The sequence below is a fragment of the uncultured Sunxiuqinia sp. genome, from assembly GCF_963974515.1.
Lineage (GTDB): Bacteria > Bacteroidota > Bacteroidia > Bacteroidales > Prolixibacteraceae > Sunxiuqinia.
In genome coordinates, this window is the sequence record NZ_CAXBDD010000041.1 from 14,639 (window position 1) to 31,485 (window position 16,847).

At 45.5% G+C, this 16,847-nt stretch carries 7 protein-coding genes; 2 read left to right on the plus strand and 5 right to left on the minus strand.

Going from position 1 to position 16,847, the window contains the following annotated elements; genetic code table 11:
* Window positions 1–455: 455 nt before the first annotated feature.
* The 5 genes from AAC033_RS10625 to AAC033_RS10645 all read right to left on the minus strand — a co-directional run bounded on the left by AAC033_RS10625 (window position 456) and on the right by AAC033_RS10645 (window position 10,627).
* On the minus strand, window positions 456–2,123 hold the full coding sequence (locus AAC033_RS10625) for a glycosyl hydrolase (RefSeq protein ID WP_339737862.1): 1,668 nt from the start codon (window positions 2,121–2,123) through the stop codon (window positions 456–458).
* Window positions 2,124–2,243: 120 nt separating this feature from the next.
* Entirely contained in the window at window positions 2,244–4,370 is a 2,127-nt protein-coding gene (locus tag AAC033_RS10630) for a glycan-binding surface protein (protein WP_339737864.1), read from the minus strand.
* A gap of 27 nt (window positions 4,371–4,397) precedes the next feature.
* Complete coding sequence (locus AAC033_RS10635; protein ID WP_339737866.1) at window positions 4,398–5,639, minus strand: glycan-binding surface protein; 1,242 nt, start codon at window positions 5,637–5,639, stop codon at window positions 4,398–4,400.
* 22 nt (window positions 5,640–5,661) lie between these two features.
* Window positions 5,662–7,365: a RagB/SusD family nutrient uptake outer membrane protein gene (locus tag AAC033_RS10640; RefSeq protein ID WP_339737868.1), complete on the minus strand. Its 1,704-nt coding sequence runs from the start codon at window positions 7,363–7,365 to the stop codon at window positions 5,662–5,664.
* A 19-nt stretch (window positions 7,366–7,384) separates the two neighbouring features.
* Complete coding sequence (locus tag AAC033_RS10645; RefSeq protein WP_339737870.1) at window positions 7,385–10,627, minus strand: TonB-dependent receptor; 3,243 nt, start codon at window positions 10,625–10,627, stop codon at window positions 7,385–7,387.
* A 356-nt stretch (window positions 10,628–10,983) separates the two neighbouring features.
* Between AAC033_RS10645 and AAC033_RS10650 the strand changes: the two genes are divergently transcribed.
* Together AAC033_RS10650 and AAC033_RS10655 are read left to right on the plus strand one after the other, a co-directional pair.
* Window positions 10,984–15,147 (plus strand): two-component regulator propeller domain-containing protein, encoded by a 4,164-nt coding sequence (locus AAC033_RS10650; protein WP_339737872.1) that lies wholly within the window; start codon window positions 10,984–10,986, stop codon window positions 15,145–15,147.
* A gap of 136 nt (window positions 15,148–15,283) precedes the next feature.
* Window positions 15,284–16,717, plus strand: a complete 1,434-nt coding sequence (locus AAC033_RS10655; protein WP_339737874.1) for a monomeric [FeFe] hydrogenase — start codon at window positions 15,284–15,286, stop codon at window positions 16,715–16,717.
* The last annotated feature ends 130 nt before the right edge of the window (window positions 16,718–16,847 follow it).

Consider the following 16,847-nt stretch of genomic DNA (forward strand, 5'->3'; position numbering starts at 1 on the left):
CCGGATGCTGCAATGTTGCGTTCTGCCCCCCCGGATAAATCCAAGGGTTTGTGATGATCCTCATCGTCTTTGTTCCGTTTACTGAGCCTGCTGCACCATGCGGCAAGCCTGCCCTTTAGTGTAGGATCTTTATGACAACTACAAGAGGGGGCTTTCGCCCAAACCTTGCTCCCTTTAGTCACGGCTTTACTCAGCGGGTGACTTGAGTAGTGCGGGTTTTACTCCAAGTGAAGCCCTCACTCGCAAGCTACGAATACCGCTTTTGGCAATCGCATAAGCGTTTATTTAATGGCCTCGATCACAAAAGGAGGCATTAACAAACGTATCAAGCTTCCCCGGCAATGAAGTGAGGCGTGAAGATTTGTTTAAGCCACGACCGGCGAAGCGTACGCGCTACAAGGTCACCTGCCAGACAAGGGTAAAGGAGGAAAAAATCAAACGGCAATCTTAATCTTTCAGAATAGAATTAGTTTGTGCGAATAGCGGGCTTCTGGTGTTTGTATCGAAACCAGAACCAGTCCTGCAGGAATTCCGGCTAATGGAATCCAATGCGCCCCCATTGCTTGCTGCTGTCTGGAAATACAACACCCTGACAAACTGTAGATTTCAACATTGTACTCACCTCGATACCTGAACGGCTCGACGGTCATCGTTTGTTGAATGCGGTCAATTGTCACATAAAACGGGGAGTCCTGCTTTTGTTGAAAATCAGAAGCTGAGGTGACGTAAGTGCGTAAATCCGGCATTTCGTCTAAGGTAATCACATAGGCATGCTCCATGACCTTTTGCCAGTGCGACAAAGGGTTGGAACTTCCATCCCTGACAAAGTCGCCATACCAAGGCATAAACCAAGACCAGCCAGCCTCATCTTCCTCCAGCTTGTCCGGATCGGGTACAATGCCACATTCACTAAGCGTCACCATTTTCTTGCCGTCAAAATTAGTCTTGATCTGGTCAAAGGTGAGGTACTGAGAACTAAAATCTCCGGTTTCGGCATAAATATCTACGCCCAAAATATCCACATATTCATCACCTGGATACCAGTCCAGTGCATCGCTGCGGGTATCGGTGGTCCATACCCAAATCAGGTTATTAATCTGGTGGTGGTTGACCAGCCTGTCAAACATCAGTTGCCAGAGCTCCTTACATGCTTTGGGACCTTTGGCTCCCCACCAAAACCAACCACCCGACGCTTCATGCAAGGGACGCCAAAGTACCGGAATATCTTTGTCTTCCAATTCTTTTAAGAGCAAGGCGATGTAGTCAATATCCGCAAGCATGGCCTGGTATTCTGCCGAACTTGCATCATGAATTTTCGATACATCAAAGGTGGTTCCGTCCGTGTAAAAGGCTTCCGTTATCCGTGATGGATCACGCCAGTGCCAGCCAATTGTTGGAATGCCATTTTTATTGTACCAAGTCTCGGCGTCATTTCCAGGCGTATCATCGTTGTACCAGCTGTAGTTTCGATTGCAATGCATAAAATCTAAACCAATCAAAGCTGGCTCTTTCCTTGTTTGTTGTTTCAGCCAGTTGGTCTCGTCAAAGCTGCTTAGGGTCATTACCCCTGAAATAATTTTCTTCTGAAAATGATCCTTCAAAAACTGAAACAGCGTTTGAGCGTTTGTGGTGGCATTCGGTGTTACCAACTGATCGCTCAAGTTAAATGGGGTTTCAGGATCTATGCTGGCTGTCAACCGAAGGTAGTCAACAAAAAACCACCCCCAGCTCTTACTGATCACAACCACATTCTCGCCCTTTTTCAGACGGACTTTACCAATCGCTTTTTCTTGAAACGAGCTGGAGGACTCTACCGTAAACTCCAGCCTGCTTTCGTTCAAGCGAATGACGTTTGTCTTTTCTCCATAGGGAGCCAAATAGCTCACCATCACATCAAAATAACCTGCCTCCTCAATGGTAATGGAGAAGGCAAGTTGATCGTCATCGTTGGCAAAGTTTCCAACATAACCGCTGCCCGAAAACCCGGCTGTACTGGTGTGAACACTAAGCCCTGAAGACAGGGTTGCGGTTTCGGCTTCGTAGGTTTGAGCAAAAGTCATCCTGGCCCCTCCGATTAGTAACAGCACCAACAGTCCCATGCCAACTCCTTGGAATATCATCATGAAAAATAATTGTAAGTTTCAACAATCAAGAGGACTCATGCATTCGTTCTGATACAAAGAAAGGGGCAACCATTCGGGAAAATTAGTTGGCCCCTTTCCTTTAAAAATTAAGCTTAGTTCTTATTTTTTCTCAAAACGAATATTGTCAATATACAAGCCGGTGATATCATTGGGGGTTGAAGCCCAATAGGTCATGCCCCAATCGCCTGAAGCAGGAATAGTTTCCGGAAGATTGTCATAGTCTGCCAAGTCGAAAGTGATGGTGATCCATCCCGGCGTTGAATGGCTGCCATCAGGATACTCTAAGCCCAGCTTACCTATACTGATGTCTGTTCCGGCCAACTTCATCGTGAACGAATAATCGGTTGACAGCAACGGTTTCGTGATATTGATATCCATTTTCAACACATGATCGGCTGTCATTACGGACACCTTAGGTAATTGGTCGTGGTTGCAACCCCAAATCCAGCTCCATCCGTTGATGGCGGTATTAGCGCCAACCATATAGTTTCCGGAAATTCCGAGTGCAGGATCACTTCCCAACGCAACCTGTCCACCCCAGTTGTCCCAGCTAAGGTCGTGCCCTTCCTCATCAAAATCATTGATAATTAGGCTCGGATCAACAATTGCCTGAATTCCTCCAAAATAGATTTGAGGCAACAATCCTTCTTCACCTTCATAAGTAGTCATGGTGATCTGCCCAAAACCCCACGTAACACTCTCAGGAACATAGACCTCCACTTTGGTGTCTGTTTTCATTCCATAAGCCGTTGCCGTAACACCTCCGGGGAAGATCAATTCTTTGATCAGATCCAGTTTTGTTCCGTTCAATGTCAATATTTTTCCCGGTTCGCCTCTTGGTTCTGTATAAGAAGTAAAATCAGGAAGGTTCGACAGAACTTCGAAATCTGAAGCTGTCTTCAACTCAACACCGTTAATCGCGATCAGCGAAATTGCCCCGGTTTGAGCGCCAACCGGAATACTTACTGTAAGACTGGTTTCCGACTGGGCACTGATTGTTCCTTCGAGTCCACCCGTAAATACCACTTTGGCCACCAGATCAAGATCAGCTCCGGTAATGACCACATCGGTATTGGGTTTACCCGATGCCGGTTCAAAACCAGTTATGCTTGGTGCGACAATGGTTATTTCGCCACCCGACACCGTTTTTCCCGCCGCCGTTGAAAACACAATTTCGCCACTTACCGCTAATTCGGGAACGGTCACTATGATTTCCGTGTCGGTTCCTCCATCAGAAACGGTTCCTTCAGCGCCACCGGCAAATTCAACCTTGGTAATCAAATCCAAATTGGTTCCGGTAATGGTAACTCCACCCCCGTTTTTCACCGTTGTGGGAGCAACACCTACAGTTGGAACAACTAGAATCAGATCAACTTCAGACACCACGGCGACCATTGATGCGGGAACCATTGTCACTTTGCCATCCTGCGTATCCGAAGGTACATTCAGTTCAATTTTTGTTTCAGATTGACTTTCAAATTCAGTAATATTTTTTTCACCTCCCAAAACGATTTTCTCCACCAAATCCAGGTTGGTTCCGGTGATGGTCAGCATTTCACCAGCTTTCACGGGGTTGGGGCTGATTTCGGTAAAAGCGGGTAGCGTAACGGTCAGGTCAGCTTCTGAATACACAATGACCGGATCTTCGGCGCCATTGGAAACTGCAATTTTCCCGGATTGAGCCTCGGCAGGTACCAATAGCTTAAGCTCGGTGCGGCTTTGCGTGATAAACGCCGTATCGCCAAGCGCCGCGCGGTCGGTGAAGATTACTTCCTTCACTAAATTCAGGTAATCGCCCTTGATGGTTAGTTCCTGACCCGCTTTGATGCTCGTTGGCGTAAAACTCTCAATGGATATGGGCTCCATATAGCCAATTTCAGTTTTTGTTTTAATCTCCCCCTGAGGCGTTTTCAATACAACGAATCCTTCAACTGCGTTTTGCGGAACCGTTAGGGTTATCAAACCCGGACTTTTCGTTCCAAACTCGGTAATTTCCAGGGACGAAGGTAAAACAATGGCTGTCACCTGGTCCAGATTACGTCCGATAAAGGACAGTTGTGCTCCTCTGGCAATGGGCATTGGGCCAAAACTTTCCAGAACGACTCCCGTGGTCATGCCATCATCGTCGTCATCATCACACGAGGTAAAGACTGCGCCAAAGGATGCCAGGCACAATGCTGAAATCAGCATTGCTCTGGTAATATATTTAAAGAATTTTGTTTGCATGATCATTCATTTATAAGTTTAGTCATTTTATTGAGGCACCACCCGAATATTATCAATGCACAGATGCACGGTACAATCTTCTCCCAGCAAGCCCCCATTCCAAACAAAGAAGGTCAGGCCACCCAACATGTCTTTGGTCAGCGAGTTGGCACTGGTTTGTCCATCGGGAGTATACTTGAAGTCGTTGAGTGGAATCGTTACCGTTGTCCAACCTTCGGTTTGATAAGAGCCGGAAGCACTCCAGGGCATCCACAATCCTCGGGGAACGCTGGAATTTCCAATATAGCTGTTAGTTCCTGTTGTCGTATAAGGTGTGAATATCATCTGCAATGCAGCCGATTTCCAAGGCTCAACCACATAACATTCAAATTTGATCACAGCCTCACTTATTTCACCCGAATAATAGGGCACATCCGGTCGTCCGTTAGCCTGGTTCCAGAGGTTAAAGCTGAAGCTGTCCTCGTCCCACTTACTGGATGCATCGGCAGGCATATCGCCTCGAAATCTCACGTAGTTACCCTCAATTCCTTCAGGATTCGAGTTGGCAATCACTCCTGAACGCCAGCCTCCGGCTGCTGTCAGGTTATCGAAATCAAGAATGAAGTTACGATCGTCGCGGAAATAGAACGTTGAACGGGTTGAACCATAGAGCGATTTTACACTAATCGGGCCAACACCGGCACCTTCAGGTACGGTTACCACGATTTCGTTAAGACTTACACTTTTCACTTCACCTTCCAGGTTCCCTGGAAAAAATACCTTAAGCGGAATATTGGGATCATCAAGGAAAAAGTTACCCCGGATCACAGCATCTTCCCCGTCGGAAACATATTCGCATAGCATCGAATTGACAAATGGCGGAGGAACATCGACCCCAAATGGATGAGTAGCTTCAATGCTACCGCGAGTGATCAGGCGGATTTCATTGGTTACGGTTTCCGGGATGTTGTTTGGAATCGTAACAATGATGCTGGTATTGGTGATAAAACTGGTATTGAGTATGGAGGGTTGGTCATTAAACCAAATTTCCACCACTTCTCCCAGGTTTTCACCAATAAGTGCTACGGTATTACCCATAAAAGCATGCGTAAGCAGCGAATCTGATTTTTCAGGATTGGTTATGCGAACGTAACGAACTTCCGGCACGGCATTCGATGCAGAAGGGGTATCATCATCTTCGCACGACGGAAACAGCAGTCCGGCAAAAAGTGTGGCCAGGATAAACACCATAAATGCTCCCGGTATTTTATTGGTAAGATATGTTTTCATTTCTTTAACTTTTAGTTTTCAGTTAGTATTCAAGTGTACTGAAATCAAACGGAACAGGTTCCACATCACTTCTCAGGTTTGGGTTCATCGCCAAATCCACCTCAGGAAAAGGGAGCGTGAATTTTAAGTCGTCCGTGATGTTCACTTTAAATGATTCGATGGTTACATCCGCCTTATCAACCTCTTCTTCGTAGTACCCCATGATATTATTATAGGATCCTCGCTCCTGATTATTCAGCCATTGCTTGGCCAGTTGCGGTTTGTAATAGTGCAGGCGAACAAAGTCATACCAGTTGTCGCACTCCAAGGCCAGTTCCAGGCGGCGCTCCTTGAAAATATCTTCGAATGTAATGGAGCTCACATTTTCATGTGCTGCAATCGAACGTTTCCGCACGGCATTAAATACCATTAAAGCTTCCGGGTCACTGGTTGACTCGTTATTTCCCAGAATGGCTTCAGCATAAATCAAGTACACATCAGCCAACCGCAGAATATGAGTAGCCAAATCCGTCGCCATGGTTCGTGCGGGAACCCCAGCTTCGGCTTTGTGATCTCCTTCAAAATGTCCAACAATGTGTTTCACGCAGTTAGCTCCAGTTCCGATACCAAAAGTTGCTCCGGCAACATTATCTTCATCATCCCAAGTTGCAGTAAATCCTCCAACATGACGCCAGAAATAAGGATAAAAATCCCCTCGCATCATTAAAGTTGCTTTCCTGCGGGCATCACGGTTATTGCGTTCATCATTCCGGGCATCTTCGTCAAAGGCAAACTGCAGATCAATTGTTGGTCCGCGCCAGGTACCCCAAGAGTCATTCAGTCCGGTAAAGCCGTTGAGTGCGAGGTCGGATTGTAAGGAGTTTTGCGAAGTCCATTGGTCAGAGGCGATCCACCGCCACGAGATCAGGTTCTCCGGATTGTTGTTTCCCGTTGAGATCCGAAACAGGTTACTGTACTCTGGCTCAAGTGTCAAACCACTTTCGTTCACAACCATAGCTGCATATTCCTTGGCTTTGTCCAAATGAGCTTGGTTGCGGCTTCCCGATTGGCCCCAGCCTGAACGGGTTAGATAGACTTTGGCCAGCAGACCGTAAGCCGCGGTTTTATTCAACCTCCCTGGTTTATTTTGCTCGGGCAACAAAGTCACGGCATACTCCAGCGTCTTAACAATGTATTCGTAAACATCATCCACCGTGTTCTTCTTCAGCTCGGTTGCTGTTCCTTCCCCAATAATGGCGCTATTGCTGTGAACAATCGGAATGGCCCCCCAAATGCGAACCAGGTAAAAATAGGCCAACGATTTCCACACCATCGCTTCGCCAACCACCGTATTTTTGGTCTCTTCGCTCACCGCCGGGCCGGCTTTTGTCCGAATGTTCTCAATCACCGCGTTACAATGGCCATTCACTAGCCACAACGAGTTGGCGGCATTGGTCAAGTCTTCGTTTGAAGAAGTCAGGTTAAAGTTCTGATAGCCATTATCGGTTCCCAGGTACATGTTCCCGGCCAGCACATCGCCAATCCAGAGGAAACCGCGTTGAAAGTCGTACCACGGTGCATTGTAGAGCACGTTGGCAGCCTGAAAGCATTGTTCGTCAGTTTTGTAAAAACTATCAATGGTATAGGTGTCTTCCGTTGGTCGATCCAGAAACTCGTCACAGGCATTGAAGGAGAATGCCAGGAGCAACAGGATAACCACTTTGTAATATTTCAATATGTTTTTCATAACGATTGTATTTCAGCAGTTAAAATGTGATGTTCATACCGAAGGTGTATATCCGTGGAGATGGGTAACGTCCATTATCCAAGCCGCTCACATTGTCGTTCGTTTGACTGGCTCCAACCTCTGGATCAAATCCGGTATACTTCGTAATTGTCCACATATTCTGCAAATTTGAATAGATTTTGATCTGGTCGATTCCTGCGTTTCGCAGCAGTTGCTTTGGGATATAATAAGACAAAGTGATGTTTTTGAACCGGAGATACGATCCGTCTTCAATCCATCGATCCGAAATCCGGTTGTTGTCATTCGGGTCGCCGGCAATGGCCCGAGGGATTTCGGTACCGGAATTCTTCACCCGGACATTGTCAATGTCTTCGTAGTAACCATTGATTGTAGCCCCGTGGGAATTGACAAACGGATAAGTTTTACCGGCATCAATCGGCTCGAGTTTTGCCCGGTCAACGGCATCTTGCAACTGGTTGTTCCACATGCTTTCCATGCTGATCAGGCTTCGCCCCACATAGTTTAAAATTTTATTCCCGATTGCCCCGCTCACAAAGACGTTTAATTCAAAATTTTTATAGCCGAACGTATTATTAAAGCCGAAAGTGACCTTTGGTAGCGGTGAGCCAATATTGGTACGGTCATATTCGTCAATCACGCCATCGGGAGTGCCGTCAGGGCCCGACAAATCTTGAAACTTCAGGTCACCTGCCCAAACGGTGTTTCCGCGGTTAAAGTTTCCATCACTTGGATAAGCTTTGGTTTTCGGACTACTTTCGATATCTTCCTTATCCTGATAAACTCCAGCGACTTTGTAGCCATAAAAGCCATAGAGCGATTGGCCAATCTCAGTCAAACTAACCAAGTCGGTCCATTGTCCGTAACCTTCGATGTGAGCAGCAGGTGTTCCATCCAGTCCCAGCAACTTATTTTTGTTGTGGGTAACAGAAAGTTCGCTCGACCAGCTAAAATCCCCTTCCAACGGACGTGTATTCAAAGTCACTTCAATCCCCTTGTTTTCAATTTCTCCAAAGTTGCCCATGGGTGGGTTGAGACGAATGGATGCGTTTCCGCGCGTTCCCATGTAGGACGGCAGCTGCATATCCATTAACATGGCCGAAGAAGTTTTCTCATACAGGTCAACGACCAACTCAACCCGGTTATCTAAAATTCCCAAATCGAGTCCGAGGTTTATTTGCTCCTGTTTTTCCCAAGTGATGTAAGGGTTGGCAATATTCGATTGCCTGAAACCTTGCCCCAAACCGGTTGGCATCTTGCCGATAGCTGCTCCCCAGCGGTAGCCGCCAATGTTGGCATTTCCGGTTTGCCCCCATCCGGCACGAATCTTAAAATTACTAATGGTGGCATTCAGCCCCTCCCAGAACGATTCGTTGTTGACCCGCCATGAACCTGCAAAAGCGTGGAAGGGAGCCCAGCGGTTTTCAGGACCAAAATTGGACGAACCGTCGTAACGGAACGTGTAGGTCAATAAATATTTTTCGTCGTACGAATAGTTCGCTCGTGTAAACACAGATGCCATGGCTCCACTGCCTTTTCCCGAACCAACTGTCATGGTCGTTGGATCACCCAAGCTTGGTTCGTGAATGTCGTTACTTGACAAACCTGAGCTTGCTCCCCGAAGATTCTCATACATCCACTCCGAAACTTCCTGCCCGGCCATCACGGTAACATTGTGCTTCTCGAACGCTTTCGAATAGGTCAAATAATTCTTCAATTGCCAGAAGAAATTCTGATTATACTGTTTGCTTGAATTATTGGTCGCATTGACAATGGTTCCATATTGAAAGGTCGGTTTGAAGTGATAAGCATTGGAATATCCGACATCCACTCCCAGTTCGGTACGCAAAGTTAGTCCATCCATAAAACTGATATCACTGTATAGGTTCCCAACAAAACTGGTTCGCTTCAGCACATTTTCCTCATCCAGCGCTTTAGCAATTGGGTTAACACGGCCCGGAGAGCCTTCGCGTTGATCACCCGACCACGAACCGTCGGTATTGTAGATTGGAATATCGGGTGAAGAATTCAGCGCGACACTAATAATACCTTCCGAGCTGTTGTTCAGCCCGATATTTTCTTCGGTTTTCGTAAACATGAGGTTGGTTCCCAGTTTGAACCACTTTTTCAACTGGGCATCCAAATTAACCCGGCTGGAATATCGCTTGAAGTCGGACCCGATAACGGTTCCCTCCTGATCGAAATGACTTCCTGAAATAAAATACCGCACATTATCATTTCCTCCACTGGCACTGATTTGATTACTGGACATGGGTGCGATCTGAAAGACGGCTTCCTGCCAGTCTGTGCCTTCGCCCAATATAGAAGGATCCTGCAGTTCCAAACGGGGATCCCGCCCGTTGGTTTCGGCCGCCCAATCGGTGCTGTATTCTGCAAATTCCCTGAGGTTCATAACATCTACGCGCTTCACTTGTTCTTGTACGCCGTAATAACCTTCGTAGGTGAATTTGGCCTCGCCAGCCTTCCCTCTTTTTGTAGTGATCAACACGACTCCGTTTGCTCCACGCGAACCATAAATAGCTGTTGCCGAGGCATCTTTTAAAATTTCGACAGACAAAATATCTGCTGGATTGATTGCCGAAAGACCAGAAAAAGTAGAAACACTTCCATTTCCCATCGCATCGGCTAAGCCAATAGAATGTCCGCTTTGGCTGACGTTTTGAACCGGAACTCCATCAATGACGTAAAGCGGCTCGGAAGCACTGGCTCTCAGCGTCCCTTGTCCGCGGACCCGAATGGATACTGACGAACCTGGTTGACCCGATGTTTGTACTGCAGTAACCCCTGCAGCGCGACCCTGCAATGCCTGGTCGAGGTTGGCCACAACCGAACCTTTCAGCTTTTCTTCTGATACAGACACCACTGAACCGGTTAAATCCGATTTCTTCATCGTACCATAACCAACTACCACTACTTCATCCAGCCCCTTGATGTCAGTCCGCAATGCAATGTCAATGGTAGTCCGCGAACCAACTTGGTGCTCCTGGGTTTCGTAACCGATAAAGGAGAAAACAAGTGTTGCATCACCCGAAGGAACCTCAATAGCATAGCGACCATCAAAATCAGTTATTGTTCCTTGAGTTGTCCCTTTCAGAAACACGTTTACTCCCGGTATGGCTTCAGACGTACTTTCATCCTGCACCGTACCTGTTATTCGTTGCTGAGCCAGCAAAGTGCCGCTAAGAAAGAATAACAATAAAAATAAAGTCAGTTTGTTTTTCATAAAGAGTTTAGTTTAGAATATTGGAATACTTTTATTGGTAGATTATTACATAAGCCAGGCAAAAAAAATAATCATTGAAACAATGACCATGTAAATGAGTATCTCAAGCAACAGGTAAATTCGTCTTTGGTGTTTCTTTGGCATCGCTTGGTTAATTAGTTTTCCGATGTACTAAATATATCCTTGTTCACCGAATCCGATTCATGTCATTTGTAAAAAAAAACTCATTGTTTGTGTAAATCATGGCGGTAATTTGTAAATAAACAGGCATATAAATGTAAAGTAAAGGTTGAACAAAGCAAATATCTGAGTAATTTCAAAGCATGAGAAACTAAGTGGGCAAACCGACCCTGAGCATGAAAATACAACATATGGTGAATCGATTAAACTACCTGATAGTTATAGCCTTTTTACTGCTCTTCAATAAAGATGGTCTGGCACAGGAACCAACAATTAACTTCTCCAATATTGGAGTACAAGACGGCATGACATCAAACTGGATTACATCGCTCTGCCGTGATTCCGATGGATTCATATGGATTGGCACCAATCGCGGATTAAACCGTTTTGACGGATACAACATTACCTCTTTTGAATACGACGCGGCTGATTCTACCTGCCTGTCAAACAATTATATAGCCAGCATGGCCGAAGACCATGAAGCAAACCTATGGGTAGGAACAACCTTCGGAATCAATATCAAACCATTGCATTCCCAGCAATTTCAGCAGATCTCCTTATTCGATCACAATGCATTTGGCTGCAACGACATCAATAACATCAACGATATCTTTGTTGCGAGCGACAGCACCGTTTACGTGGGTACGCACGAAGGTTTTTTCACTTACAAAGATGGTCAGTTTATGCATCATTTAATTGATTCAACTGATTTTTCATCCAACGTCAATCATATTTTCTCTTTTGCAGAAGGGCCATCTGGCGAAATATGGATGGGGACTTTAACCCGTAAACTTGTTTGTTTCAGAACTGAAACAGGGAAGCTTCTTCAGTTTCAACTCCCTGAACTATACAAAGGAAAATACACTACTGGCTTGCAAAAGCTGTTCATTGATTCTGACAGGCTGATTTGGGCAGGCAGCCAGGCAGGCTTATATGTTTATGACCTAAAGACGAATCAGTGGGATGAAGATCTTAACCAGGTTCTCGTACAAAAAATTGGTCATAAGTTGATTACTGGAATTCAAGAAGATAAGGATGGCACAGTCTGGATCTCAACAGATGGAAACGGAATTTACCTTTTCAATAAAAAAGAAAAACAGGTCAGAAATTTGCTTACACAAAGTAGCGATCTGAAAAGCATTTCGACCAATGGCCTGTATGACTTATTGATAGACAAAGACAATATTGTATGGGTGGGAACCTACAAGCAAGGGCTTGATTTTTTCAAGCCTGGCTATAAAAAGTTTCGCTTATATAGAAATGAGCCGGAACATGAAAACACCCTCAGCTCTGATGATGTGAATTGCTGCATAGAAGACTCTAAGGGAAATATATGGATTGGTACCAATGGAGGCGGAATCAATATTTTAAATCCGGAAGCCAGCACATTCAAATACATTACAACAACCAACAGCGGTACCAATGGCCTGACAAGCGACATCATCGTCTCTCTCTACGAAGATCATCAGGAGAATATTTGGATTGGCACCTACTTTGGCGGACTCAACAAATACACTCCATCCACTGGGAAGTTTACTGCTTACAAGCATGATGTAAATGATCCCGAAAGTATTTCAGACGATCGAATTTGGAGTATTCTGGAGGATGCCAACAATAAGCTTTGGGTCGGAACCCTAGGTGGGGGGCTTAATTTGTTTGACCCGAGAACCGAATCATTCAAACGATACACCCAAGAGAATTCGACAATTTCCGGCGATTACATCAACCACCTCTATCTTGATCAAGAAAAACGGTTGTGGGTTTCAACAACAAATGGTTTGTCAATCTATCTGCCTTCCGATGACTCATTTACAAATTATACCAATGGAACATCGCAGGAAGGCATCCAGAACTTTGGGATCTTGGTGTCTAGTTATCAAGACAGCCGGGGATGGCACTGGCTATGCTCCAACAATGGTTTGATTAAGTTTAATCCGCAAAGCAACAGTTCCATACTCGTTGATACCGAAAGTGGACTAACAAGCAACTCTGTTTATCGCATTCTGGAAGACAAAATGGGAAATCTGTGGGTCAGTAGTTCGCGGGGAATCAGTAAACTGTGGTTCACAGAAATAGAAAACGATAGTACCTTTACAACCAACCTGATTCATTTTGACGAAACAGATGGTTTACAAGGGCGTGAATTTTCGGAAACCGCAGCCCTAAAAACCAGTCAAGGTGAGTTGCTTTTCGGAGGTGCTAACGGGTTGAATATTTTCAAACCTGAAGATATACAACTAGACAGAAGCGTGCCCAAACTACTCTTCACCAACCTCAGAATTTTCAACTCGAAGATTGAGGCCGGAGTTCTGTTCAAAAACCGGATCGTTCTTGACAAACCAATCAGCCACACCGATGAACTGGTCTTACACTATTCGGAAAACCTGTTCACCGTCGAATTCGCAGCACTGACCTACCTGTACCCGGAAAAGAACAAGTACAAGTATCAACTGTCAGGATTTGATGAAAACTGGTTTGAAACAGATGGCTCGGCCAACTTCGCCACATTTACTAACCTGAACAACGGCAACTACACCTTGTTTGTGAAAGGATCCAATGCTGACGGAACCTGGAACGAAAAAGGCATTGCGCTTAATATTAAAGTGCTGCCTCCCCCTTGGCGAAGTTGGTATGCTTTTGTAGGATATGTTCTGTTGGTGCTGTCAGCTCTTCTGGTTCTCCGACAAATGATTCTATTCCGGGAACGTTTAAAAGTTGAACTGCAGATGGAGCGTGAAGAAGCCCAACGTATTCACGAACTCGACATGATGAAACTGAAATTCTTCACCAATATTTCACATGAATTCAGAACCCCTTTAACCTTGATTCTATCGCCCGTTGAAAAACTATTACCGCGATTTAAAGGGCTGCCGGAGGAAAAATACCTGGGCCATATTTATCAGAATTCGAAGAAACTACTGAACATGATTAACCAGTTGCTCGATTTCAGGCGGATGGAAGCTCAAGGATTAAGCTTCAATCCTTCGTGGGGAAATATTATTCAATTCATTACCGAAACCGTATCATCATTTAATGATCTGAGCGAAAACAGAAATATAGAATTGCGGCAAGTCACCAACTTACGTGAATTCAATATGCTCTTTGACAAGGACAAGCTTGAAAAAGTCATCTTCAACCTACTTTCCAATGCCTTTAAATTTACTCCGGTAAGCGGACTTGTCATTGTCCAAATCACGCTCGAAGAATCGGCCCCGAACGAAGACACCGAAAAGCGCACAAATCTCGTAATCCGGGTAAAGGACAATGGAGTGGGTATCCGCCCCGAAAACAAGGACAAAATTTTCACCCGATTTTACCAAGGTGAAAAACCAGACTCCACAAGTGCTAACGGCACCGGAATTGGCTTGTCACTGGCTCAGGAATACGTAAAACTTCACCACGGCGAAATTACCGTTGAAAGCGCTCTGAATATTGGCACCTGTTTCAGTGTATTCTTGCCCGTTGACAGTATCGTTACCAAAAGAAGCCACGTATATCACCGAAAGCTGAAGGAAACAAAATTCACCCCCGACCAAACGGACAAGCAGGATGCATCCCTTTCCGTAGCAGCAAAAATGAACTTCCCCGTGATTTTGCTGGTGGAAGACAACCACGATTTGCGGGCTTACCTGAAAGAAAACCTGGGAATGAACTATGAAATTCTGGAGGCTGAAGATGGAAAGCAGGCACTGGAACTGCTCGATAAACAACTACCAGATCTAATCCTGAGCGATGTCATGATGCCCGAAATGGACGGGATTGAGCTGTGCCAAAAAGTAAAACACGACAAGATCACCTGCCACATCCCATTTGTATTTCTTACCGCAAAAATTTCTGAACAACAAAAACTGGAAGGGCTCAAGACGGGAGCCGACGATTACATCGTTAAGCCCTTTAATTTTGAAATACTGGAAACAAAAATCCACAACCTTATCCAGCTAAAAATAAACATGCGCAGGTTGTTTAAAACCAAATTACAAATTGAACCCAAAGACATCAGCATCACGTCACTCGATGAAAAGTTTATGACCAAAGCATTTGACATTATTGAGGAGCACATGGGCGATTCAAATTTTTCGGTGACTGAATTTAGCCGTTTAATGGGCATCAGCCGCATGCAGTTGTACAATAAAATATTGTCGCTCACCGGAAACACTCCAATTGAGTTTATCAGGATATTGCGAATGAAAAGAGCTGCAAAACTACTTTCCAAAAGTCAGTTAAACGTGTCGGAAGTTGCCTACCAGGTGGGCTTTAACGACCCAAAATATTTCAGTATCCAGTTTAAAAAGGAATTTCAGATTTCACCGTCAAAATATGGCAAAGTATTGGAACCATAGAGCTGGTTTTGCTATTCACCACATGCTAGATTCAGCCTGTGTTAATTTCCTCTTAAATGATGAGCCGAAAGCAAAAAACATGTTGTGCAGCATGAAAAAAAGCTACCTTTGCCGCCAGAAAAACAAGGCATAAAAAATGGCGTATCTGAACAACATCATGATCATCCGGCACGAGCTGATGGCCCGGTTGGTAAAGCTGTTTCAACAAGGAGAATTAGTTTCCAAAATTGACCAACTCCCGGTGGACTTGTACCCAAAAAACAGGGAAGCTCGTGGTCGCTGTTGCATTTATAAGGAACGGGCCATTACACGTTACAAAATGCTTCCCCTGCTGGGCTTTGAAGTCCCTGAAGCTGACATTGATTTGGTTCCGCTGAAGAATTATGCTGAAAAGTCGCTGCAACGCGAAAGCCTCTCGGAAAATATTCTGACCGTAGTGGATGAAGCATGCACCAGTTGCGTACAAGCCAACTATGTGGTTACCAATCTTTGCAGAGGTTGTGTCGCCAGCCCTTGCGTCATGAACTGTCCGAAAAACGCCATTCGGTTTATGCCGTCTGGACAAACCGAAATTAAAGCCGAAGAATGTGTCAACTGTGGATTATGCCAAAAGGCTTGTCCTTATCATGCCATTGTCTATATTCCAATTCCTTGCGAAGAAGCCTGCCCGGTGGGTGCAATCAGTAAAAATGCCGGGGGAATAGAAGAAATCAACGAAGATAAATGCATCTATTGCGGTAAATGCATTACGGCCTGCCCGTTTGGGGCCATTTTCGAATTGTCAGCCATCATTGATGTGCTAAAAGCGATGGAACAAAAACAGCCGGTAATCGCCCTGGTTGCGCCGGCAATTTTGGCCCAATATGCCGAAGCGCCCGGAAAAGTTCTGGCAGCCATCAAGCAAATTGGTTTTGCCGAAGTGGTGGAAGTAGCGCGGGGAGCAGAAAAGACAGCCCGGCACGAAGCCGAAGAATTGAAGGAAAAGCTCGAGCAAGGCGAGGCCTTCATGACCACTTCGTGCTGTCCATCCTATGTTGAAACGGTACGGAAGCACACCCCCGGCTTGTTGGCCAATGTATCGCACACCCCATCTCCCATGGCATACACAGCCGAAGAACTGAGGGAGCAGCACCCCGAGGCCAAACTGGTGTTTGTTGGCCCGTGCGTTGCGAAACGAAAAGAAGCCCGTGATTTGGGTTCGGTCGACTTTGTGCTGAGCTTCGAAGAACTTGATGCCATCATGGAAGGGATGAATATTCAGCCTGAAAAGATGGAAGCCCTGCCACTCGAAAACTACACGATTGAATCGCGGGGTTTTGCTCAAAGCGGCGGCGTACTGAAAGCGGTCTTGGCCGAAAAGAAAGCGGAAAACTTCACCTTCGAGCAAATTGATGGCATTGATAAAGCTGCGATCAGACAGATGAAACTATTGGAAAAAGGCAAAAATACAGCTCAGTTTTATGAAGTGATGGCTTGCGAAGGTGGATGCATTGCGGGCCCGGGCGCCAATGTCAAATCAGCCAAAGCGAAAAAGAATTTCATTCAGGGAATGCGATCGTTTGGAGCCTAATCAGATCTTCAGCTGATTGTCCAAACCGTAGCGTTTCTAGCTGCCCAGGTTCCATCCGGCAGCTGCAGGACAAAAAGTCCAACCACTAGCGAAAGTATGGTTCAATCTCAGTATTCTATTATTGTAGAAC

Bases quoted from the DNA above. Each gene is read 5' to 3' on its own strand.
- AAC033_RS10640 (WP_339737868.1), bottom strand. From the start codon at position 7,365: ATGAAAAACATATTGAAATATTACAAAGTGGTTATCCTGTTGCTCCTG.
- AAC033_RS10645 (WP_339737870.1), bottom strand. From the start codon at position 10,627: ATGAAAAACAAACTGACTTTATTTTTATTGTTATTCTTTCTTAGCGGC.
- AAC033_RS10655 (WP_339737874.1), top strand. From the start codon at position 15,284: ATGGCGTATCTGAACAACATCATGATCATCCGGCACGAGCTGATGGCC.
- AAC033_RS10635 (WP_339737866.1), bottom strand. From the start codon at position 5,639: ATGAAAACATATCTTACCAATAAAATACCGGGAGCATTTATGGTGTTT.
- AAC033_RS10630 (WP_339737864.1), bottom strand. From the start codon at position 4,370: ATGCAAACAAAATTCTTTAAATATATTACCAGAGCAATGCTGATTTCA.
- AAC033_RS10625 (WP_339737862.1), bottom strand. From the start codon at position 2,123: ATGATGATATTCCAAGGAGTTGGCATGGGACTGTTGGTGCTGTTACTA.
- AAC033_RS10650 (WP_339737872.1), top strand. From the start codon at position 10,984: ATGAAAATACAACATATGGTGAATCGATTAAACTACCTGATAGTTATA.